Origin of the sequence: Prosthecobacter sp., from assembly GCF_044222565.1 — a bacterium.
GTDB lineage: Bacteria > Verrucomicrobiota > Verrucomicrobiia > Verrucomicrobiales > Verrucomicrobiaceae > Prosthecobacter.
Genome location: NZ_JBGANA010000014.1, coordinates 37,935 through 58,875, shown reverse-complemented (window position 1 = coordinate 58,875; position 20,941 = coordinate 37,935). Strand labels below are relative to the sequence as shown.

Annotated in this window: 15 protein-coding genes; 8 read left to right on the top strand and 7 right to left on the bottom strand. The window is 60.9% G+C overall.

Features of this window, described 5'->3' with window-relative positions; genetic code table 11:
- Positions 1-13 precede the first annotated feature (13 nt).
- The 6 genes from glmM to ACILSR_RS20135 all read left to right on the top strand — a co-directional run bounded on the left by glmM (position 14) and on the right by ACILSR_RS20135 (position 4,493).
- On the top strand, positions 14-1,375 hold the full coding sequence (gene glmM / locus ACILSR_RS20160; RefSeq protein WP_395751596.1) for a phosphoglucosamine mutase: 1,362 nt from the start codon (positions 14-16) through the stop codon (positions 1,373-1,375).
- Positions 1,375-1,998, top strand: a complete 624-nt coding sequence (gene bioD / locus ACILSR_RS20155) for a dethiobiotin synthase (RefSeq protein ID WP_395751595.1) — start codon at positions 1,375-1,377, stop codon at positions 1,996-1,998. The genes glmM and bioD overlap by 1 nt, the downstream gene beginning before the upstream one ends.
- A 108-nt stretch (positions 1,999-2,106) precedes the next feature.
- Positions 2,107-2,607, top strand: coding sequence for a hypothetical protein (locus tag ACILSR_RS20150; RefSeq protein WP_395751594.1), 501 nt, complete (start codon positions 2,107-2,109; stop codon positions 2,605-2,607).
- A 92-nt stretch (positions 2,608-2,699) separates the two neighbouring features.
- Positions 2,700-3,191, top strand: a complete 492-nt coding sequence (locus tag ACILSR_RS20145; RefSeq protein WP_395751593.1) for a hypothetical protein — start codon at positions 2,700-2,702, stop codon at positions 3,189-3,191.
- 67 nt (positions 3,192-3,258) lie between these two features.
- On the top strand, positions 3,259-3,483 hold the full coding sequence (locus ACILSR_RS20140; RefSeq protein ID WP_395751592.1) for a hypothetical protein: 225 nt from the start codon (positions 3,259-3,261) through the stop codon (positions 3,481-3,483).
- Positions 3,480-4,493 (top strand): hypothetical protein, encoded by a 1,014-nt coding sequence (locus ACILSR_RS20135; protein WP_395751591.1) that lies wholly within the window; start codon positions 3,480-3,482, stop codon positions 4,491-4,493. The genes ACILSR_RS20140 and ACILSR_RS20135 overlap by 4 nt, the downstream gene beginning before the upstream one ends.
- Before the next feature lie 2 nt (positions 4,494-4,495).
- On the opposite strand, the gene ACILSR_RS20130 is transcribed toward ACILSR_RS20135, so the two are convergent.
- Together ACILSR_RS20130 and ACILSR_RS20125 are read right to left on the bottom strand one after the other, a co-directional pair.
- Positions 4,496-5,098, bottom strand: a complete 603-nt coding sequence (locus ACILSR_RS20130; RefSeq protein ID WP_395751590.1) for a phosphatase PAP2 family protein — start codon at positions 5,096-5,098, stop codon at positions 4,496-4,498.
- Positions 5,099-5,134: 36 nt separating this feature from the next.
- Positions 5,135-6,751, bottom strand: a complete 1,617-nt coding sequence (locus ACILSR_RS20125; protein WP_395751589.1) for an ArnT family glycosyltransferase — start codon at positions 6,749-6,751, stop codon at positions 5,135-5,137.
- A 75-nt stretch (positions 6,752-6,826) separates the two neighbouring features.
- Between ACILSR_RS20125 and ACILSR_RS20120 the strand changes: the two genes are divergently transcribed.
- Positions 6,827-8,071 (top strand): bifunctional folylpolyglutamate synthase/dihydrofolate synthase, encoded by a 1,245-nt coding sequence (locus tag ACILSR_RS20120; RefSeq protein WP_395751588.1) that lies wholly within the window; start codon positions 6,827-6,829, stop codon positions 8,069-8,071.
- Between the two features lie 3 nt (positions 8,072-8,074).
- Here the strand turns inward: ACILSR_RS20120 and ACILSR_RS20115 are convergent, their stop codons facing one another.
- The 5 genes from ACILSR_RS20115 to ACILSR_RS20095 are packed head-to-tail and all read right to left on the bottom strand — an operon-like array spanning position 8,075 to position 15,651.
- Positions 8,075-8,896, bottom strand: coding sequence for an NYN domain-containing protein (locus tag ACILSR_RS20115; RefSeq protein WP_395751587.1), 822 nt, complete (start codon positions 8,894-8,896; stop codon positions 8,075-8,077).
- A 33-nt stretch (positions 8,897-8,929) separates the two neighbouring features.
- The gene (locus tag ACILSR_RS20110; RefSeq protein WP_395751586.1) at positions 8,930-10,159 is read right to left on the bottom strand and encodes a Wadjet anti-phage system protein JetD domain-containing protein; all 1,230 of its coding nucleotides are present in this window, start codon (positions 10,157-10,159) and stop codon (positions 8,930-8,932) included.
- Positions 10,149-13,544, bottom strand: coding sequence for an SbcC/MukB-like Walker B domain-containing protein (locus ACILSR_RS20105; RefSeq protein ID WP_395751585.1), 3,396 nt, complete (start codon positions 13,542-13,544; stop codon positions 10,149-10,151). The genes ACILSR_RS20110 and ACILSR_RS20105 overlap by 11 nt, the downstream gene beginning before the upstream one ends.
- Positions 13,541-14,197 (bottom strand): DUF4194 domain-containing protein, encoded by a 657-nt coding sequence (locus ACILSR_RS20100; protein WP_395751584.1) that lies wholly within the window; start codon positions 14,195-14,197, stop codon positions 13,541-13,543. The genes ACILSR_RS20105 and ACILSR_RS20100 overlap by 4 nt, the downstream gene beginning before the upstream one ends.
- Positions 14,194-15,651 carry a Wadjet anti-phage system protein JetA family protein gene (locus ACILSR_RS20095; protein WP_395751583.1) on the bottom strand — a complete coding sequence of 486 codons (1,458 nt, stop codon included), beginning with the start codon at positions 15,649-15,651 and terminating at the stop codon, positions 14,194-14,196. Before ACILSR_RS20095 ends, ACILSR_RS20100 begins: the two co-directional genes overlap by 4 nt.
- 169 nt (positions 15,652-15,820) lie before the next feature.
- On the opposite strand from ACILSR_RS20095, the gene ACILSR_RS20090 reads away from it, so the two are divergent.
- Positions 15,821-20,926, top strand: a complete 5,106-nt coding sequence (locus ACILSR_RS20090; protein ID WP_395751582.1) for a DUF1549 domain-containing protein — start codon at positions 15,821-15,823, stop codon at positions 20,924-20,926.
- The last annotated feature ends 15 nt before the right edge of the window (positions 20,927-20,941 follow it).

Here is a 20,941-nt window from a genome sequence, read left to right as displayed (position 1 = left end):
AAGCCGCCGTCCTATGTCTGAAAAGCGCCAGTTCTTCGGCACCGACGGCGTTCGTGCCGTGGCCAACCGTCATCCAATGACCCCTGAGTTCGTCATGCGTCTCTCGCAGGCCGCTGCCGTCGTGCTTGGCGGCAAACAGGAGGGAGGGGAACGCCCCAAGGTGGTGCTGGGCCGTGATACCCGCGCTTCCGGGGAAATGTTGGAGTCAGCGATCGCCGCCGGATTGAATTCCGCCGGTGTGGACGTGATCCTCGCGGGGCAGGTGCCCACCCCGGCGGTGGCCATGCTCAGCGCCCAGCTCGGGGCTAACTTTGGGGTGGTCGTTTCCGCCTCCCATAATCCCTTCAAGGACAATGGCGTTAAATTCGTGCATGGCGACGGGCACAAGCTCAACGACAAAACGGAGTCCGCCATCGAGCGCCTGGTGCTCGGCACCGAGGACACGCCGCGCCCGGAAGGCCGTGGCATCGGCCGCATCACCAAACTGGCGGATGGCGTGGACCGCTATGTGCAGCACGCAGTCGCCTCGATGGGTGGCATACGTCTGGATGGCATGCGCGTGGCGCTGGATAATGCGCATGGAGCCTCCTCTTTCACCAGTGCTCTCGCACTGGAGCAGCTCGGTGCGGATGTGCAGGTTTTCCACTCAGAGCCGGACGGTTTCAACATCAATGAAGAGTGCGGCTGCACGCATTCGGAGGAGATCGAGCGCATCGTGCGCCAGTGCCAGGCGCATGCGGGCATAGCCCATGATGGAGACGCGGACCGCGGCGCGTTGTGCGACGAGCTGGCCATTGCCTTGGACGGCGACGAACTCATGGCCATCGCGGCGGAGTCCATGCTGCGCAAAGGCACGCTCAAGCAGAACACGCTGGCCGTCACGGTGATGAGCAATTACGGCCTCGATGACCTCGTTTCACGCCTCGGTGGCCGGGTGATCCGGACCGGCGTGGGCGACCGCTATGTGCTGGAAGAAATGCGTGCGCGCGGCCTGAACTTCGGCGGCGAGCAGAGCGGCCACATCATCTTTGGCGACTGGGCCACCACCGGGGACGGCCTCATTTCGGGCCTGCAGGTCCTGCGCATCATGAAGGAGACCGGCGAGCCGCTCAGCGAGCTGCGCAAGTGCCTGAAAAAATTCCCGCAGTGCTCGCGCAATCTGCGTGTGCGCACCAAGCCGCCCGTGGACCAGCTCGTCGAGGCGCAGAAGATCATCAAGGAGACGGAGAAGAAGCTGGGCGACTACGGTCGTGTATTGCTGCGCTACTCGGGCACGGAGTCGCTCATCCGCCTGCTGGTGGAAGGTCGTGACGTGGAGTATCTTGAAGCGCAGGCGGACAAGATTGCTTCTGCAGTTCTCGCCCAGATCGGCTGATGTCCCATTACTTCATCACCGGCACCGATACTGATGCAGGCAAAACCTACGTCACCTGCCTGCTGCTGGAGGCTTTGAAGCGCGAAGGCAAAACCGCCGCCGGCTTCAAGCCGTTTGTCTGCGGCGGGCGTGAGGATGCGGTGCATCTTGCGAATGCCAGCAGTGAAGGGCTGACTGTGGAGGAGGTGAATCCGGTGTGGCTCAAAGTGCCTGCCGCGCCCTATGCAGCGGCGATGATGGAGAACCGGCGGTTTGAACTGAACGAGGTCATCGCCCGTTTTCAGGAACTGGCGCAGCGCCATGAGCATGTGCTGGTGGAAGGTGCCGGCGGATGGGAGGTGCCGCTGAATGAATTCTCCACCATGGCGGACTTCGCCCAGCGCCTCGCGCTGCCAGTGATCGTGGTGGTGAACAACAAGCTCGGCTGTCTGAACCACACCATCCTGACGGTGCGCAATATTCAGGCGCGGGGGCTGATCTGCGCGGGAGTCATCCTCAACTACGTACAGGAGGAGCGGGACGCCGCGAGCATCAGCAACCGCATGGTGCTCGAGCAATTCCTGGATGTGCCGGTGCTGGCGGAGATTATGCACGGAGAGACTGAGATCGAGTGGCCGATGTAGGAGGGTCAGATAAAGGATTCAGCTAGTGTGCCCTTGTTGACAATAATTCGGTCGAGAGGGTTGCTCTGCGCTTCGGCGGGCACAAGCCCGTCTCTTCTCCTAAACACCATGAAAATCGCGCTTCTTCTAGGTCTGGCTGTTCTCCTTTCTGCTCCTCTGGCTTCCGCGGCTGACAAGGCCGTGGATTTCCCCAAGGAAGCTCCGCTTCTCTCCTTCACGCTGCCAGACACCTGGGCGGTGAAGTATGATGACGGTGACCTGCTGGCCACGCCCTCGAAGGATGATGAAAGCGTGATCGTCGAGGTTATTGAACTCGAAGCCGGGCTGGACAGTTTTGACGCAGCGGTCAAAGAAGCGAAGGAGACCATGTCTGACTTCAAGAACATGAAGTATGACGAGATGCAAAAGGGAGAGAAGGACGGCCTGGGAATCGCCATCCTCAATGCACAGGGTGAAGACGAGGACGGCAAAGCCTTCATCAACCTCGTGCTGCTGGCCAAGCCGGGCGCCAAGAACTACATCCTGCTTTCATGCATTTCCTCCAAGGAAGGCAGCGACAAGCACGGCGCTGCGATCAGCGGCGTGATCGGCTCCTTGAAAGCAAAATAAAACCTCCCGTCCTTCCATCCACCTCAACAACCCCTTTCTCCGAATACGAAAAAGGGGTTGTTCGTTTAGAACCAAGCTCGCCTCTCCAATCCATGAAAAAATCCCTCCTCTGCTGCCTCCTCGCACTCGTTTTGACGCCCGCCATGTCTGAAGACCAGGTCTTCAACTACCCGGAGAAAATGCCGGTCTTTTCCATCACCTTTCCCGAATCTTGGAAGATCGAGCTTGGTGATGGGTCGCTCTCTGCCTCCTCTCCGGATGAACTGGTGAACATGGAGCTCATGGCCCTGGATTCGGCGGAGGCTGCCACGGCCATCGACGACGCCAAGGAAGGCCTGGAAGAGGAGCTCAAAGGCATCAAGTGGCTGGGTGAACCCGAAAAGGGCGAGCTCAACGGCTTCAAAGTCACCTTTCTCAACGGCAACGTCACGCTCGAAGGCGTCAAGATGGCGGTGAACTGCGCTGTGTTTGCGCCCAAATCTGGCGACACGTTTTTCATGCTCTTCAATGTCGTCCCGCTGGAGTCCTTGAAGAAACATGGCGACGAGGTCAGCAAGGTGCTGAACTCCATCAAAGGCAAGTAAGGGGAGACGCTCCGAAAAACGCAGCGGTGATTGATTGGGCCGTTTTCTCTTTCACACTTGTGCTCGTATGAAACCCATCGTTGTCTGCTTCTCCATTCTTGTGCTGGGCATGACTCTTCATGCCCAGGACAAAGCCGCTCTGAATGAGATCATCGCGGCGTTTGACGAGACTGACGCCCATTTCAAGGAGTGGCAGCACTACTCCTATGGCGCCGAAAATCTGGAAGGGGGAGCATCCAGAATCATGTGTGGAAAAGTGACGGGGACAAAGGCTTCGTCAAAGTGGAGATGATCAACTCTGATGATCATGGGGAGACCAAAGTGCAGTATTATTTCAAGGGCGACCGCCTGCTCTTCACGCTAGACCGTTCTGAAACCTGGCGCATGATTCCGAAAGCGCCCACGGATGTGGTCGAAAAGCGCTACTACTTCGCGAAGAACCAGCTCATCCGGCTGCTGGAAAAAAAGGCGCAGTTTCCCGCTGGTGCGCCTGCGGACACTACGGGCATCAAAAACCTCGAGCTGCCCTTGAATGCCGATGAGACCGCCGCCGAAACCTACACGACCCAGCATGAACTGGCTGCCTCAGTGATCGAGCGTGCTCGAAAACTCGAAGAGGAAGAGGAGCCTGCCGGTGCTGCTGCGGCTACACCCGCCGCCATGACGGGCGAAGGATGGCGCATGATCGCCGGGACAGAGTCGCGGGACGGCAACTACGCACTCGCCTGGGGCCTGAAGGGAAAAGCGGTGACTGAGGGCGATGCCGACGAGGAAGGCCGTCTTTCGGTGGATCCCGATGATCCGGACCTCCTTAACTACGTCGTCGATCTGAGCACGAAAAAGATTATCGGCACTCTCCGGGGAAAACACTTTGGCGACAGGGCGCGGTACAATCACATGAGCTGTGAAGCCGAGTGGTCGGGTGATTCCCAGTTCGTCGTGCAGACATGCAATGCCAAGTGGGACACCACGAGCGCTTTTGTTTACCTGCTGCAGGAAGGAGACGCGGTAACGCCTGGCACTGATCTGCTGGGTCCTGCGAAAGCAGCAGCTTTTAAGAAGCTGAAAGACGGCCCGCAGCTCAAGAAATTCAAGCCCGATGCCTTCGCCATCACCCTGAGCGAGGTGCGCATCGCGCAGCGTGGATCTTCCGTGGTGCTGCAGATGAATGTGGACGGCGTGATACCGAAAAGCGACGCCGATGCCGCCTCCTTTGGCTGCACGGTTTCCTTTACCCTGGCTCCTGGCGATGGTGGTGTGCCAGTGGTGAAGTGGCTCAGCACGGAGCTTTACGAAGATTGAGTCTAGACTCCGCGGATCGTTCGCCGGGCCACGCCCACCAAGGCGAGCCCCACCAAAATGCCCAGGGCCATGGATGGCGGGATGTCGCTGGGCCAGTGCGCGCCGCAGTAGATGCGTGAATACGCCACGGCAGCGGCCAGCAGGTACATGACCATGCCGGCACGCCGATAAAAGCAGGCGATGACCGTGGCGACGGCGAAGAGATTGACGGTATGGCTGGAGGGAAAGGACTTGCCGTGGGTGGCGCCATTTGGCTCGCTCGGTTTGACCACCGGCTTTTCAAACAATCGCATGAAGGCGGGTGAGCCATGGCCGAGATCCCGGATGATCACATCGGCCCTGGCATCGCGCGGACGCACGCGGCCGATGGTTTTTTTGAGGGTGTTGGAAATCACGCCGTCACCCAGTGCGACCGCAATGCCTGCGCAGAGCAGCATGACGCGCGCTCGCTTCCCGCCGCGCCATGCGGTGATCAGCACGGCCACGATGATGAGCGGCAGCCAGGCCTCGATGGCGGACAGCGCCGGCATGAGCCAGTCCAGCACCGGATGAGACCATGCGGTGTTGATTTGATGGAGGAGGCTGAGATCCCAGGAGAAGGGCATTAACGGGGGAATGATGAATGCGGGCTGCCGTAGAGATCACCCGTCGTTTCCGGTGCGGACGGGCTTCCAGCTCTTGAGATTGCGGCCCAGATAAACGCTGAGCTCGAGCGTGGTAAGGCCGCAGGGGATGCGGATGTTGCCGCGGTAGTCGAGTTTTTCGAAGGCGGTGGTGAAGACGGGATTTTTCAGGAGGGCTTCGGCGGGGCCACGATCGATAATGAGGGCGTCAAAGCCGATGCGCTCCTCGGGCCCGGGCCAGATTTCATACTGGGACTGCACGGTGCCGCTCGGCTCCCAGCGATAAACGTGGGGATGGGAGGGCATGTAGAAGCCCATTTCGGCCGCGGTGTAGCGATGACCGAGCGCCATGACGAAGGTGTTTTCCGGATCTGGAACAAGCTCAAAAAATTCCTGGGCTTCGATGCCGGCCTCGCGCCAGCCGAGCATGTCTTCGAGTTTGTGAAGAGCGCCGAGGACTTTGTCGGTGGTTTTGTCCCCCAACTTGGACCGGGAATAACTGAAAGTGGCGTCCCAAAATGAAACGGGGGCAGAGATGAGGCCGACGAGCAGTACGTAGCAGGTGAACGTGAGCGTCTTCCCCACCCGCAGGGACCAGCGCTCCCAGCCGGGGTGTGCGGTGAATGGAGGGAGGCCCCGCAGCCAGGCAGCGGCGAGAATAAACGCGGGAACAAAGAAGACCGCAGGCCAGTTGGGATTGATGCGCTGGCGCAAGGCGAGGAGTGCGAAACATGCGAGCCCCGGGGCGGAGGCCAGCATGACAAACCGCATGGGACGTGTGAGCTGCCTGCGCAGCTTCCATGCTCCGACCATGGAGGCGATCAAGGCGGCAAACGTCACCGGCGTGTAGATGAGAGCCTGCAGGCCGAGGTTTTCGAAAGTGCGGCCCAGCCAGTCGTCGAAGCCGAGATCCTTTCTGGCATCGAAGTGATGCTTGGTGTGCTCCAGCGTGATCCAGCCGTGCTGCTGATTCCAGAGGAGCACGGGAATGATGAAAGTCATGCCGCAGAAAATGGCCAGCCACATCAATGGATTGCGCAGCAGGGCACGGTCCTGGGGCGAAACAAAGGCGAAGACGAGCATGAGGGCGGGAAAGACCAGCATCATCTGTTTGCTCAAAGTTCCAAAGCCGATGACGAGGGTCAGCGCGAGCCAGCGAATGATGCTCTCCGGCTTTTCAGCGGCCCGCCAGAAAAGGAGCAGGCCAAGCGTCCAGAACAGAAGCAGCGGGGCATCGATGGTGAGAAGAAGGTTCAGGCCCGCATTGGCCAGTGTGAGGAGCACCAGCACGGCGGTAAGGAAGGCGGTGCGGGCGTCAAAAAGCAGAAGAGCGATGCGGTGCATGATGATCAAAATGACCGTGCCCAGAAGCAGGGAGGCGAAGCGGATGCCCCACTCGGCATTGCCTGTGAGCCAGCCTATCGCCCCCATCATCCAGCCGATCAGGGGGGGCTTGCTGTAGTAGCACCAGTCCGGCCGGCGGCCCCAGTCCCAGTAGTAGGCCTCATCTCCAATGAGATCCACATTCTGAACAAAGAGCAGCATCAGTCCGAGACGCGCGACGAATACGGCGGCCAGCAGCCACCAGAAGCGTTTAATCCAGGTCGGGGAGTCAGAAGCGGGAGTCAAAACCATGCGCGGGCATGATAGCGGTGACTGGCGGGTGGGAAATGAGAATCCAAGGGGTTGATCTTGTTTCCTGCCCCTGCCATGGACACTTATCCGGACCCCATGACCCACGGCACCGCGCAAAAAGAAATCGACTGGCTCTACAGCACGCAGTTTTACGGCATCAAGCTGGGGCTGGAGAATGTGCAGCGTCTGCTGCGCGAGCTGGGCCTGCCCGCGGCGGGACAAAGGTTCATCCATGTGGCGGGAACGAATGGCAAGGGCTCGACCTGCGCTTTCATGCATTCGATTTTGAAAGCGGCGGGCATCAACGCCGGGCTGTTTACTTCGCCGCATTTGATTCATTTTGGTGAACGCATCCGGGATGCGGAGCGGATGATCACGCCGGAGGAGATCGCGGCGGGGGTAAGCCGGCTGCGTGAGCGGGCGGCGGTCTGGGAGCCGCATCCGACGTTTTTTGAGCTGACGCTGGCGCTGGCGCTGGAGTGGTTCGCACAGCGTGGCAATCCGTGGGTGGTGCTGGAGACCGGGCTCGGCGGGCGGCTGGATGCGACGAATGCCATCACGCCTGCGGTGAGCGTCATCACGCCCATCGGCTGGGACCACATGGAGATGCTGGGAAACACGCTGGCAAAGATCGCAGCGGAGAAGGCGGGCATCATCAAGCCCGGCGTGCCGGTGGTCACGATGACGCAGTGCGAGGAAGCGATGGAAGTCATCACACGCTCTGCGAAGGAACGCGGCTCAGCGCTGACAGTGGTCGATGCGCCCTGGGCTGGGGAAACGGGGCTTGCGGGACCGCATCAGCGCTGGAATGCGGCGATGGCTGTGGCGGCGCTGCGGGCCGCGGGACTAGATTTTGATGAGCAGGTGATCGCACGAGGCCTGCGGGAGGTGCAATGGCCCGCGCGATTTCAAAAAGTGGGCGGCTGCATCATCGATGGTGCACATAACATCGATGCCGCGCGTGTACTCGCCCAGACGTGGCGCGAGCAGTTCGGAGGTCAGAAGGCGGAGATCATCTTTGGCGGTGTCTCCGGCAAGGACACGGCTGCGGTGATGCGCGAGCTGGCGCCCATCGCTGGTGGCTGGCATTTCACGGGCTTTGATTCACCGCGCGCGCTGCCACCGGAGAAACTGGGCGAGATCTGGCAAGCGCTTGGGCTGGGCGAACGACCGGTGAGCGTGCATGCGCGCATCGCCGATGCTTTGCCGACGGTGAAGACGAATGTGCCGGTGCTGGTGGCGGGATCGTTGTACCTGGCAGGGGAGACGCTCGCGCTGCTGGAGGGCAGGGCGGGGGCGTTTGAAAAGAGTGCGCAGTGAAGGCTACTCCTCGGACGAGGACATCTTGATGCGGTAGCCGTTTTCGTTTTTCTCCAGCTTTATGAAGCCGAGGTCTGCGGCGGACTCCAGCAGGGCGCTGAAGGAACTGAAGCCGTAAAAACGCTCGTCAAACTGGGGCTGGCGGCGGCGGATGGCCTGCTTCACAGGGCCTGCCCACACAGTGTCGTTGCCGCTGCGGGAGAGCATGGCCTCGACCGTTTCCACGACGGTCTGGATGGCTTTCTCGGGATCGCCGCCGGGTTTTTTTTCCTGCGTGGCGGCAGATCTTGCAGCCGCCGGTGCGGGCTTGGCGCGGGCAAGGCGTTTGCGGGTTTTTTCCTCTTCGCGCACAAGGTCGTCGTAGAAAATGAATTCGTCGCAGTTGTCGATGAAGAGGCCGCTGGTGGACTGCTTCACGCCGACACCGATGACGGTCTTGTTGTTCTCCCGCAGCTTGCTGACGAGGGGGGAGAAATCAGAGTCCCCGCTGACGATGGCGAAGGTGTCCACGTGCGGCTTGGTATAGCAGAGATCAAGGGCGTCCACGACCATGCGGATGTCAGCTGAATTTTTGCCGGACTGGCGCACATGGGGGATTTCGATGAGTTCAAAGGAGGCCTCGTGCATGCTGCCCTTGAAGCTCTTGTACCTGTCCCAGTCGCAGTAGGCTTTCTTCACGACGGTGCTGCCTTTGAGCAGCAGGCGGTCGAGTACCTTGCTCATGTCAAACTTGTCATACTGCGCATCCTTCACGCCGATGGCGAGGTTTTCAAAATCACAGAAGACTGCGATGGTGTGAGTACGGTCGGTGGTGGGGAGGGCCATGATGACAGACCGTCCGCTCTGGCAGAGCGCTGGTCAACCACCGTTCCTGCCGCTCTGATAAAACGGCCATTTGGAAAAAGAGGGCCGCCCGAGTGATTCCTGTTCGAAGTCTCCTTTGCTATTTGCAATGAGCATGGCCTGCAAGGGTGTGTGACAGTCTGTCATGCGGGGATCAGCGAGAAGACGACCGATGATTTGGAGCTCGGCCGGATTCAAAATCTCAGAGCCCACGCGAGGCCGGTAGTGCATGTGGAGCGGCTGGATGCCGAGGCCTGAGCGTTCACGGAGATCGCGGAGGATGTCGAATCCTGCGGGGTCGGCATCGCCGAAATGATGGATGGGCAGATGAGATGGCAGGCGGGCGAGCAAGGCAAGTACGGCGCGGCCGGGGTAGCTGGTGTGAATGAGGAGGGTGTCGCTGTGCAGCTTCGCGAGTTCCAAAAAGGTGGTTTCGTTTTCCACGGTGAGCACCTGAGAGGCATCGCAGTGGATGGCGATGGCTCGATGGATGTCGGTTTCCGAGATGGAAACCGGTGCATGAAGCAGCCCGAGATTGAGCGTGCCTTCAGGCAGTTCGAGGCGCAGAGGGCCGCAGATGAAAACGCGGCGTGGTTTTTCCAGCAGGCCGAGTTCTTCGAGCGATTGAATGCCGCCGTTTGTTATCTGGCGCAGGGCGGATTCGAGGCGCGGGCGCAATTGTTCCAGCCGCTTCGAGTCGTGGAAGATCATGCAGCTGGCGAAGCGGAGCAGCGATTCGCCCTGCCAGTCGAGAATACGTGGAATATTGGTGAGGAGTTCGCGGTTTCCTGCCAGATCATCGCGGGTGAAGGGGGTGACGGGGCTGCCATCGAGCGCGTGCTGCGCCAGTTGCAGGCACCAGTTTGACCATGCAGGTGAAACAGATGAACTGGGAAAGGATTCAAACAAGTCAGCCAGCTGCCTGCGCTCTTCGGCCGGTGATGATTCCTGCAGGTGATTGAAGAGCCAAGCTTCACCCCCTTCACGAGACAGGCGGACGATGTGAATCAGGCGCTCGTCACGAGGATGGGTGTCGAGTTTCAGCTTTCCTTGTGACTGGTCTTCGGCTTGGCGGAGGCGGGTTTCGGCATTGATGCGGGCCTCTGCGGAGTCGGCGCGCGCGGCTTTGAGGAGCTTGTGATAGTCAAACGTGAAATCTCCGCTGCTCACACCAGTGCGGCCTGCCTGGGAGTCGCGATAGCGGTCGGCGAAAACCTTCAGGATGTCTGGATGCTCATGAGCCATGCTTGTTCATCCATTCTTTGCCTTCGGGCGAATCGCGGAAGAGGACGGCGGGAATGTTGCGGATGCGGGTTTTACCGCCTTCGCGCTTTTCGGTTTTGGTCACGACGATCAACTCGTCACACAAACTGAAGGCGAAGGGGATGTTGCCGCTGGACATGCTGAAGACGCCCTGGAGATCAAGCTCCTGCATGGCTGCGAGACAGTCCTGGATGCGTTCGCCGCTGAGTTTGCTGAAGGCTTCGTCAATGGGCACGAGCGCGAGGCTGGGCTCTTTCCAGCGGGTTTCGTGACGGTTGTAGGCGTGCAGGTAGCTGGCGAGGATGGCCACAAAGTAGGGGCTCTGATTTTCACCACCGCTCATCTTGCCGCTCTGCTTGTCCACGCTCACCGATTTGGCATCGGGCTGGCGCACATCGGTGACGAGCAGGTCGTAGTCGAAGTACTGGCGGTAATCGAGAAGCTTGGCGGCTTCGGGACTGTTTGCCTGCTTGACCAGGGTTTGCAGGAAGTGATCGAGCGCGGTGCGCAGCTCGCCTTCGAGGCTGGAGAAGAAGAGATCGTCAGGATCTCGGGTGGAATTGAGGTCGATGAGATGACGGTAGAAACGGAACTCGGGATTGGGCTCTTTTTTGATGTGATACACATCGTTGCCGATCTGCCGTTTGAGCTGCTTGTTGAGCAGGAAGATGATGTTGTCGATGTCCTTGAGCGCCTTCTGCATGCGGCTCAGCACCTGCGTGCGGAAGAGGCTTTCCCAGCGCTTGCGCTCGGCCTCGGCCTTCTTCTCGAATTCAGGGATGCCCTGGCCATCGATACGCTTGAGCAGCTTCTCGTAGTCCTTGGTGCTGCGGCCGTCTTCCGGCAGATCGTCGAAGCGTGGCGAGAAGGTTTTTTTGAACTCGACCATCGCGGCTTTGAGATCGCCCTCGGCCTGCGCAGCCGTCACGGCGGCTTTGCTGGCTTCCTTGTCAAATTCCTTCGCAGCAATCTCCGGCGAGAGATATTTTTCGAGCATGTCGTGCTTCCAGCTTTGGTAGCGGTCGAGGTGTGCGGAGATGTCGATCTCGCGTTTGATGCGGAGCAGATCGTCTTCGCGCTTGGAAGCATCCTCGCGGCGAACGGCCAGATTTTTTTCGGTCTGCTCAATCTCACGCTGCATGCCTTTGCGGGCGATCTCGAGGCGCTCTTTTTCCAGGGAATCGGACTGTGTGAGCAAATCGTGCGCCTGCTGCTCAAGTTCATGCAGCGAGCCGGTGTCGATCTCCTGGAGCCGTTTCATCAGCTCCTCGTGATCCTGTTCGAGCTTCGGCAGCGATTCCACGCGCACCAGATCCTGGGCCAGCGAGCCGTGGTCGGGCATCTTGCTGTCCTTGTCCGCGATGATGGCATTGATCTCGGTTTCGAGCGGTTCCAGACGGCGGATGTTCGCAACGATGTCCTTGAGCTTGTCCTGCTTGATCTCCTGCTGGCGTTGCAGGCCGCGCTTGCCGACAAACGGCACGCCATCGTAACGACGTGGCCGCAGAGCCAGGCCATCGCGCAGCATGAGGCCGTCGGGAAGGATGGCCGCGTCATGCTTGTCGAGGTCGGCAAGTTTCTGCACGCATTTGACCTGGCCAAACCATGAATCCACGCAGGCGCGTGCCACGGGATCGTCCGTTTCGATTTTCTCCGCGAGCGAGCCTTTGGCGGCTTTGGCTTTCAGCGCGAGCATGTGTGCCGGATGAATGAGCGACTCCACGGCGGCTTTCGGCCCTTGCGCGGCGGCCTTGAGTTCGTGGAAGTGCTTCAAAGCCTCCGGATAATGCTCTTCGCTGACGACGATGGCGAACTTCTCGCTGAAGGCGACCTCGATGGCTTCACGCCAGTTCTCATCGGTCACTTCACACACTTCGCGCAGCGCCCTGGCAGCGGAGCGGCCCTTCAAGTGCAGCAGGTTGTCATTGAGCGTGTGGAGCAACGGTTGCTCGATCGGAGGAAGGCCGGCTTTGAGCGTGTTGATCTGAGCTTCGAGATCGTTGCGTTCATTGCGCAGGCGGCGCAGATCCTCGGCATCGGCGGCAAAAGCCTGGCGCAGGTTTTTGCAGACCTGGTCTGCGGCATCGCGCAAAAGACTGAGGGCATTCGCGGTGGTGGCTTCATCGCAGCCTTCGAGCATCTCGATGGCGTTCTCCAGGCGGTACACGTCCACGGGTTTTGGAAGCGGTGCCTGCTTCACATCCTTCAGCCACTGCTTGGCGTCCTTGACGCGTTTGCGCAGACGGTCGCTGAGCTTGGTGCCGAGTTCGCGCAGGCGCAGGAGTTCGTTCTCCAGTTTGCGGCCCTGTTCGGTGAGCTGGTGGTAGAGCCGGCCTTCAGATGACTCGTTCATGAGTCCCAGCAGGCGATCACGATCGATGCGGCAGCGGGTGATGCCTTCTTCGATCTCAAGCAGCCGCTGTTCGTCTCCGGCGAAGCTTTCGCGCAGCTCTGCCAGCCGTTTCTCCATGCTGGTGACGAGGCTGTGCGCGTGCTCGTGATTCAGCTCCGTCGCAAGGAAGCGCGCCACATCGCGGTCACGCTGTGCCGCGACACGTATTTCGGAATGCTGGCGGATGGTTTGCAGACGCGTGAGCTGACCGCGCAACTGGCGCAGCTCGTTCTCGTAGGATTCAAAGTCGCGATAGCTCGCCACGACATCCTCCACCGGCACAGCTTCGCCCGGCAGCACGAAGCGACGGCAGAAATCGTCGAAGCTCTTCAGGTTGGTGAAGGACATCGCGCTGGGCAGCAGGCGGTCGAGGACTTCACGGTTGAAGTTGAGATGAGCGCTGTTGCTCATGTCGCGCAGGTATTCGCGTGAGGAGGCAAACACGCGCCCATTCCGGCCTTCGACGAGCTGGCGGAAGCCGAGGATGTCGAGCGTGCGGCGCTTGCCATCTTCGGCAGAGGTTTGGATGAAATCGCTCTTCTCCAGCGCACCTTGACAGAAGAAAGGCGTGATATGGCCGTCATTCTCCGCGGTGTTGCGAAACTCGACCCGCAGGCCCCAGGTCTCGATGCGTTTGCCATCCGGCCAGACGAACTCCGCCGCGACGTAGGTGGTCACGCCTTTGTCATGAAAAAACTGCGGCTGGCCGCTCTCAGACTGCTGCTTGGTATCGAGCAGGCAGTAGCCTTTCAGGGTGCGGTCTGACTGAGCGCCGGTGGCGCTGCGGTTGAAATGATGGCGTGCTTTCTCCGGCCCGACGAGCACCAGCATGAGCATGTCCATGAGGATGGATTTCCCCGAGCCGGTGACGCCGGCAAGCACGAGATTTCCATTCACGGGCAGGGTGTCCTGATAGCCATACCAGTTGATGGCATGCAGGCGGGAGAGGCGGATGGCGCGGCTTTTGGTGCTCATGCTTCGGCCTCCTCTTCAGGGCTGGGAATGGCGGCAGCTTCGCTGCGCTTGAAGGCGCTGGCGGATTCGGTCCACTCTGCGAGTTCGCGGAACGGTACGACACGGCGGATCGCGGGCAGGACCTCGATGCCGGAATCTTCGAAGGGTTCCGCCAATTGGAATTTGATGAGATTGTAGCGGGCGGCCTGGCGCAGGATTTCACGCAGGCGGCCGCGTGAGATCTGGCCGACGGCATCGGAAAGAAGCTGGTCTTTGAGCAGTGCGTTCAGCTCCGTGACGGTGAGAAAGGCCTGGGTCTCGCCTTCATCACGCCAGCGCACATCCCCGGCATACCAAAGCGCCAGCCAGATCAGCGTGGCATCCTGCCGCAGGTGCAGCACCATGGAACTCACGCGTGGGATGGCCTGCACCATGCGCTCTTCATGCAGCAGGGCGACATCGAGGCCGGCGAGCGCGGCGGTTTCGCGCAGCCACTCGAAGTTTTGACGGCACCAGTTGTACAGGCCGGTTTGGCCGCTCTCCAGGCCGAGGAGGGAACCGTGGGCCAGCAGCTCCTGCAACGCCTCAGCAAGCCGGGAGCGATCCTGATCCTGCAAGCGGAGCAATGGCTCCGGGGCGGACAGTTCATTGAGGTTGGGATCGGCTTCGGTCATTTCTTGATAAGGTCAAAGTGCTCCACGCGGGCGCCGGGCAGGGGATCAAGCGCGATCTCGCCCGCTTCAGCGCGGCTGCGGGTGGATTCCAGCTTGTAGGCGGCTTCATTCGACTCTGCGTGGAGCATGAGGGCGATGAGTTCGGTGAGATCGGCTTCGGAGGCGACGGGTAGATCAGCACTGGAAATACGCGCTCCTTTTTCACCGGGCAGCCGCTTCACAAATTCATTGGCACGGCGTACGGAAAGGGAATCACGCAGGGCGCGCTCCATGCCGCGCAGTCCTTCTTCGCGTTCGGCATCGGTGACTTCGTCATCGAGCGCGGCCTGCTCGCCAGCAATGCGGCGAATCTGCGGTGCATAGAGGCTGTCGAGTCCTGCGGGCATGCGGGTTTCTGGCAGGCGCAACGCGGGAAGCTCCGGCAGCTCCCATGAACTGGAAAGTCGTTTTCCGGCGAGCATCTCGTTCGCCTTCATGAAGAAGTCACGGATCTCGGTGCGGCGCTCGCCGGTCACATCCTGGAGATAGCGGAAGCGTGAGAGCGAGCGGCGCGTGAAATCGGCAGTGCGGCGGTCGATTTCATCCGCCATGGGCTGCACCAGATCGAGCAGATGGGTGAGTTCATCCAGGCGCTGGCGGACGCGGGCGCGCGCTGTTTCGGCACTGAGGGTGGAATCGCGGCGCAGGAGTTCCGTCTGCATTTCCGCCAGCGCTGTCGAATCATCCTGCAAACGTTCTTCGATGCGACGTACGGCCTCAGGCAGGCGGGCGGGCAGGCGGGCGCGGATCAGCTCCGCATAGGCGCCATGAGCGATCTGCTCCGCGTAGTCTTCAAACACGAGCGCAAGATTGCCTTTTAGCGTGTCTTCTTCGAGCTGACGCCGGGTGAGGCGCTGCACGGACTTCTGCATGGTGCGCAATTCGCCGAGGCCCTGGCGGGTGTTGGCCAGGCAGACGTCCACGGTTTGCAGAGGGCGTTCGATGAGTTCGGGCTCGTTGGCCAGCAGGGCGCAGACGGCGGTGAGCTTGTCGGTGAAAACCGCTGCTTCGGGGTGGGCGATCTGGCGCAGCGCGGCGATCAGCGTGGAGCCATGGGCATCGAAATAGAGCCGGCGCCGCCAGTCCTTGCGCGGGGGTTCTTCCAGCCAGCGGCAGCGGGACAGGTGATCCAGCACCCGGCGCGAGGTTTCACGAGGGGGGAGGGTGCTTGTCGGCAGCTCGCCTTCGGCGTGCTCTTCGTCGGCTTCCGGCTGAAATTCGGGATGCTTGGTGAGGACTTCGGCGATGATTTCGATGGCGTCGTCGCGTTCCAGGCCGTCCGGTTGCTCGGTGCATTCGCGATCCAGCGCATCCAGCACATCGACGTAGGTCGGCGCGTTTTTCCCCGTCAGCACCCGGAAGAACGCGGGATCGCGCACTTCACGGTAGAGGCTGGCGGAGAGGAGTTCGGACATGGTCAGCCGCCCACCATGCGGAGACTTGGTGCCGAGGCAACCCCCCGTCCAACTCCGCCGTCGTGCATGGACGATTCCGCCCTTGGGCGGCCGGGGCGCAAGAGATGGCTTTGCGCGGGCGTTGTCCCGGGCTGCCCTGATTTTGTCAAAAAACGCTCCACGCCAACCCATGAAGACACGTCTCCTCATTCCTGCGCTCTTCCTCGCCGCCTCTGCGCATGCCGCACCGCCGAAGAAGGAGGAAGGCATTGACCCGAACAAGCCGGTCTCTTTCTACAAGCACATCCGCCCCATTTTCCAGGCCCAGTGCAACGGCTGCCACCAGCCCGCCAAGAAAAAGGGCGACTACATCATGACGGATTTCGTCGCCCTGCTCAAAGGGGGCGAGGAAGGCCACGCGGTCATTCCGGGCAAACCCGCCGAATCCAACCTGCTGAAGCTCATCAAGCCGGACGAAAAGGGCAAGGTGGAGATGCCACAGAAGGCCGATCCGCTGCACGAGACGCAGATCGCCCTCATCGAGCGCTGGATCACCGAAGGAGCCAAGGACGACACGCCGGCCTCCGCCAAGGCGGAATACGACATGGCCCACCCCCCGGTCTATGTGAAAGCCCCGGCCATCACCTCCATTGAGTATTCACCGGACGGCAGCATGATCGCCGTCGCGGGTTATCACGAAGTTCTCGTTCACAAAGCTGATGGCAGCGGCGTCGTCGCTCGTCTCGTCGGTCTGGCTGAGCGCATTCAAAAGCTCGCGTGGTCGCCGGACGGCAAGAAGATCGCCGTCACCGGCGGCAGCCCGGCGCGCATGGGAGAAATCCAGATCTGGGACGTGGCTGGCAAAAAGCTGGAGCTCTCCAAGTCGCTGACCTTTGACACCCTGTATGGCGCAAGCTGGTCGCCAGATGGAAAGTATCTGGCCTTCGGCTGTGGCGACAATGCGGTGCGCGCCATCGAGGCCGCCACCGGCAAGGAAACGCTCTTCATGGGCGGCCACAGCGACTGGGTGCTGGACACCGTGTGGGGCGTGGATGGCAAGCATGTGGCCTCCTGCGGCCGTGACATGAGCGTGAAGCTCACGGAAGTGGCCACCCAGCGATTCGTGGACAACATCACCTCCATCACCCCCGGCGCGCTTAAAGGAGGCGTGCAGGTGCTGGCGCGGCATCCGCTGCGCAATGAGGTGCTGATCGGCGGCACCGACGGCGTGCCTGCCATCTACCGCATGGAGCGCATCACCAAGCGCGTGATCGGCGACAACGCGAACCTCATCCGCAAATTCCCCGCCATGCAGGGCCGCATCTTTGGCGTGGATTTCGCGCCGGATGGCAAGCGCATCGCCGCAGGTTCCTCCAATGAAGGCGCGGGCATGGTAAACATCTACGCCAGCGACTACGACAGCGCCATGCCCGAGGGCGTGAAGAAGATCGTGGAAACCGTGAACGGCAAAGGCCCGGAACTGGACGAGTGGATCGTCAAGGGGGTGAAGCAGCTCAGCAGCACGCCGGTGCCCTGCGGCATCTTCAGCGTGACCTTCAGCCCGGATGGCAAAACAGTCGCCGCAGCCGGTCAGGACGGCATGGTGCGTGTGATTGATGCCACCACCGGTGCCATCGCCAAGGAGTTTGTTTCCGTGCCGCTGGTGAAGGAAAAGGTGCTCGCCGCCACGGACGTGATCGCGGACGACAGCGTGCGCGCGGTGCTCGAAAAAGGCACGAAGGTCGAAACCCTGCACACCGGGCCGACCGTCGCCTCCATTGATGTCGAGCCGACCACCATCAAAATCGGCAAGCCCACCGAGTATGCGCAGCTTCTCATCACCGCCCGCATGAGCGACGGCACCCGCGCGGACGTCACCCGCATGGCCAAGATCACCGCAGAGAACACCGATGTGGTGGACGTGAACACGCGTGGCATGGTGCGCCCTGACAAGGACGGTGCCACGAATGTGAAGATCTCCTTCCAGGGGAAGACCGCCAGCATCCCGGTGACCGTGGCCGGACTGAACGTGGCCCTGAAGCCCGACTACGTGCGCGACATCATGCCCATCATGTCAAAGCTTGGCTGCAACCAGGGCACCTGCCACGGCGCCAAGGAAGGCAAGGCCGGCTTCAAGCTCTCGCTGCGCGGCTATGATCCCGTGTATGACGTGCTCGCTTTCACCGATGACATCTCCAGCCGCCGCGCGAACGTCGCCTCGCCGGAGCATTCGCTCATGCTGCTGAAGGCCAGCGGCGCCGTGCCGCATGAGGGCGGCCAGCTCACCGTCCCAGGAGAGCTTTACTATGAGTCCCTGAAAGCCTGGATCGGCCAGGGTGCGAAGCTGGAACTCAAAACACCGCGCGTGACCAGCATCGAGCTCTCTCCGAAGAATCCGGTCATTGAACGCATCGGCGGCCGCCAGCAGCTGCGCGTCATCGCCCACTATGCGGATGGCTATGTCAAAGACGTGACCGCGGAAGCCTTCCTGGAAAGCGGCAATGGGGATGTCATCGAGGCGGACAAAAAGGGTCTCATGACCAGCCTCCGCCGGGGTGAAGCGCCGATCCTTGCCCGCTTTGAAGGCGCGTATGCAGCCACCACCATTACCGTCATGGGAGACCGTACCGGCTTCGCCTGGAAGGAGCCTGAGAAGTGGAACAAGATCGACGAACTCGTGGCGCAGAAATGGCAGCGCATGAAGATCGAGCCCAGCGGCCTGTGCAGCGATGAAGATTTCCTGCGCCGCATCCATCTGGACCTCACCGGCCTGCCGCCCAAGCCCGAGGCTGTGGCTGCTTTCCTGGCCGACACCCGCGATACCCGCACGAAGCGCGGCGAGGTGATCGACAAGCTCATCGGCAATCCTGATTTCGTCGAGCATTGGGCCAACAAGTGGGCGGACATGCTGCAGGTGAATTCCAAATTCCTCGGTGCAGAAGGCGCCAATGGGCTGCGCACCTGGATCAAGCAGCAGGTCAGCGACAACACGCCGTATGACCGCTTTGCCTACCGCATCATCACCGCCAGCGGCTCCAACAAGGACAATCCACCCGCCGCTTACTTCAAGACCGTGCGCACCGCCGAGGACATCAGCGAAAACACCACTCACCTTTTCCTGGCCACACGCTTCAACTGCAACAAGTGCCACGACCATCCTTTCGAGCGCTGGACGATGGACCAGTATTATGAAACCGCGTCCTACTTTGCGCAGATCGACTTGAAGGGCGACCCCGCTGCCAAGGGACAGACCATCGGCGGCACTGCCGTGGAAGGCGCGAAGCCGCTGTTTGAAATCGTCACCGACAAAAAAGACGGCGATGTGATGCACCTGCGCACGAACAAGCCCGTGGCGCCCCACGTGCCGTTTGAGGCCGAACTTGTGAGCAAGACCGCCAGCACCCGCCGCGAGCAGTTTGCCACCTGGATGACCAGCCCGCAGAATGACTACTTTGCCATGAGCTACGCCAACCGCATCTGGGGCTACCTCACCGGCACCGGCGTCATTGAGCCGCTCGATGACATCCGCGCCGGCAATCCGCCGAGCAATCCTGAACTCCTGCAATACCTGACCAACGAGTTCATTCAGAGCGGCTTCAACGTGCGCCATTTGATGAAGATCATCGCCAACAGCCGCACCTACAATCTGAGCCTGGCCACCAACAAGTGGAACGAGGACGACAAGATCAACTACAGCCACGCCAAGGCGCGCCGCCTGCCGGCCGAAGTGCTGTTTGACTCCGTCTTTGCTGTGACCGGCAGCATGCCAAACATTCCCGGCGCGCCAAAGGGCGCCCGCGCAGCCGCGCTGGCCGATGGCCAGGTCAAGCTGCAGGATGGCTTCCTCGCCAACTTTGGCAAGCCCGCCCGTGAATCCGTCTGCGAGTGCGAGCGCAGCAATGAAGTGAATCTCGGCCCCGTCATGGCCCTGATGAGCGGCCCGACCGTGGGAGACGCCATCAGCGATCCGAACAACGCCATCGCCAAGCTGACCAATGAGATCAAGGACGACCGCCAGCTGGTGGACGCCATCTTCATGCGCGTGCTCAACACGCATGCGAGCGAGAAGGAAATCAATGCCGCCCTGGCCTCGATGCAGGAGATTGACCCGGAGAACAAGCAGCTCGCCGCCACATTGCAAGCCAAGGAGGCCGAACAGAAGCCGATCATCGAAAAAGCTGAGCAGGAGCGTCTTGCCGCCATCGACGCGGCCAAGAAGGAGCTGGAAGCCTACAAGGCCAAAATCGCGCCGGAAGTGGCGAAGAAGGAAGCTGCACGCAAAGCCGCCATCACGGCTGCCGAGGCCAAAGTGAAAGCCGCCCAGGACACAGCTCCGGCGAGCCAGCCCGCTTGGGAAAACTACCTGGACCTCACCACCGAGTGGCAGCCCTTTGACAACATCAAGGTGCAGCGCGCCGGCGGCGTGGAGAAACTGGAAGTGCAGCCGGATGGCAGCCTCTTTGCCACGGCGATGCCTGCAGGCCGTGAGACCACCGGCAACTACCTGCTCATCGGCAAGACCACGCTGACCAACATCACCGCCATCAAGCTGGAGATGCTGCCTGACGACCGCCTGCCGAGCAACGGCCCCGGCCTCGCACCCGATGGCAACTTTGTCATTGGAGAGATCACCGTGCGCACCGATCCCATCGACGCCAAGCGTAGCAAGCGCGGCGGAGAGGAGCAGCTGCTGAAGAATCCGAAGGCCGACTTTGAGCAGACCAATTTTGTCGTCACCGAGGCGCTGAAGAAGGGCAATCGTGACCGCGGATGGGCCGTGAGTCCGCAGGGAGGCTTCCGCCATGAGGCCACGTTTGAGTTTGCCAAGCCCATCGCACATGAAGGCGGCTCACAGTTCAGCGTGCAGATCACCTCCAACTTCCAAAACGGGAAGTACAATCCCGGTCGCTTCCGCCTGTGGGTGACCACCAGCCCCACCGTGCGCTTTGGTGCTCCCGCCGCTGTGATCGCTGCGCTCAAGACGCCTGCCGCCGCGCGCAAGCCGGAGCAGAAGGCGCTGCTCGTCCAGCACTTCCTGGATCAGTTCAAGGACTTCCAGACCCAGAAAAAAGTCCTGGCCAACGCCCGCAAACCGCTGCCGGTGGACCCTCAGCTCGTGACCCTTGAGGCTGGTTACAATGACAGCCAGAAGCCCATTGTGCTTGATCCCAAGCTCATCCAGCTCCGTCGTGACGCCGGCCTGAGCCAGACTCAGCTCGGAAACAAACGCCTCACCGCCGCGCAGGATCTGGCCTGGGCGCTGATCAATTCGCCGGCGTTTTTGTTCAATCACTAAGTTGCCCTCTCCAAA

Coding starts and splice junctions, on each gene's coding strand:
- ACILSR_RS20150 (WP_395751594.1), top strand. CDS start 2,107: ATGAAAATCGCGCTTCTTCTAGGTCTGGCTGTTCTCCTTTCTGCTCCT.
- ACILSR_RS20100 (WP_395751584.1), bottom strand. CDS start 14,197: ATGACCGAAGCCGATCCCAACCTCAATGAACTGTCCGCCCCGGAGCCA.
- ACILSR_RS20090 (WP_395751582.1), top strand. CDS start 15,821: ATGAAGACACGTCTCCTCATTCCTGCGCTCTTCCTCGCCGCCTCTGCG.
- bioD (WP_395751595.1), top strand. CDS start 1,375: ATGTCCCATTACTTCATCACCGGCACCGATACTGATGCAGGCAAAACC.
- ACILSR_RS20115 (WP_395751587.1), bottom strand. CDS start 8,896: ATGGCCCTCCCCACCACCGACCGTACTCACACCATCGCAGTCTTCTGT.
- ACILSR_RS20105 (WP_395751585.1), bottom strand. CDS start 13,544: ATGAGCACCAAAAGCCGCGCCATCCGCCTCTCCCGCCTGCATGCCATC.
- ACILSR_RS20135 (WP_395751591.1), top strand. CDS start 3,480: ATGATCAACTCTGATGATCATGGGGAGACCAAAGTGCAGTATTATTTC.
- ACILSR_RS20110 (WP_395751586.1), bottom strand. CDS start 10,159: ATGGCTCATGAGCATCCAGACATCCTGAAGGTTTTCGCCGACCGCTAT.
- ACILSR_RS20145 (WP_395751593.1), top strand. CDS start 2,700: ATGAAAAAATCCCTCCTCTGCTGCCTCCTCGCACTCGTTTTGACGCCC.
- ACILSR_RS20120 (WP_395751588.1), top strand. CDS start 6,827: ATGGACACTTATCCGGACCCCATGACCCACGGCACCGCGCAAAAAGAA.
- ACILSR_RS20130 (WP_395751590.1), bottom strand. CDS start 5,098: ATGCCCTTCTCCTGGGATCTCAGCCTCCTCCATCAAATCAACACCGCA.
- ACILSR_RS20140 (WP_395751592.1), top strand. CDS start 3,259: ATGAAACCCATCGTTGTCTGCTTCTCCATTCTTGTGCTGGGCATGACT.
- ACILSR_RS20095 (WP_395751583.1), bottom strand. CDS start 15,651: ATGTCCGAACTCCTCTCCGCCAGCCTCTACCGTGAAGTGCGCGATCCC.
- glmM (WP_395751596.1), top strand. CDS start 14: ATGTCTGAAAAGCGCCAGTTCTTCGGCACCGACGGCGTTCGTGCCGTG.
- ACILSR_RS20125 (WP_395751589.1), bottom strand. CDS start 6,751: ATGGTTTTGACTCCCGCTTCTGACTCCCCGACCTGGATTAAACGCTTC.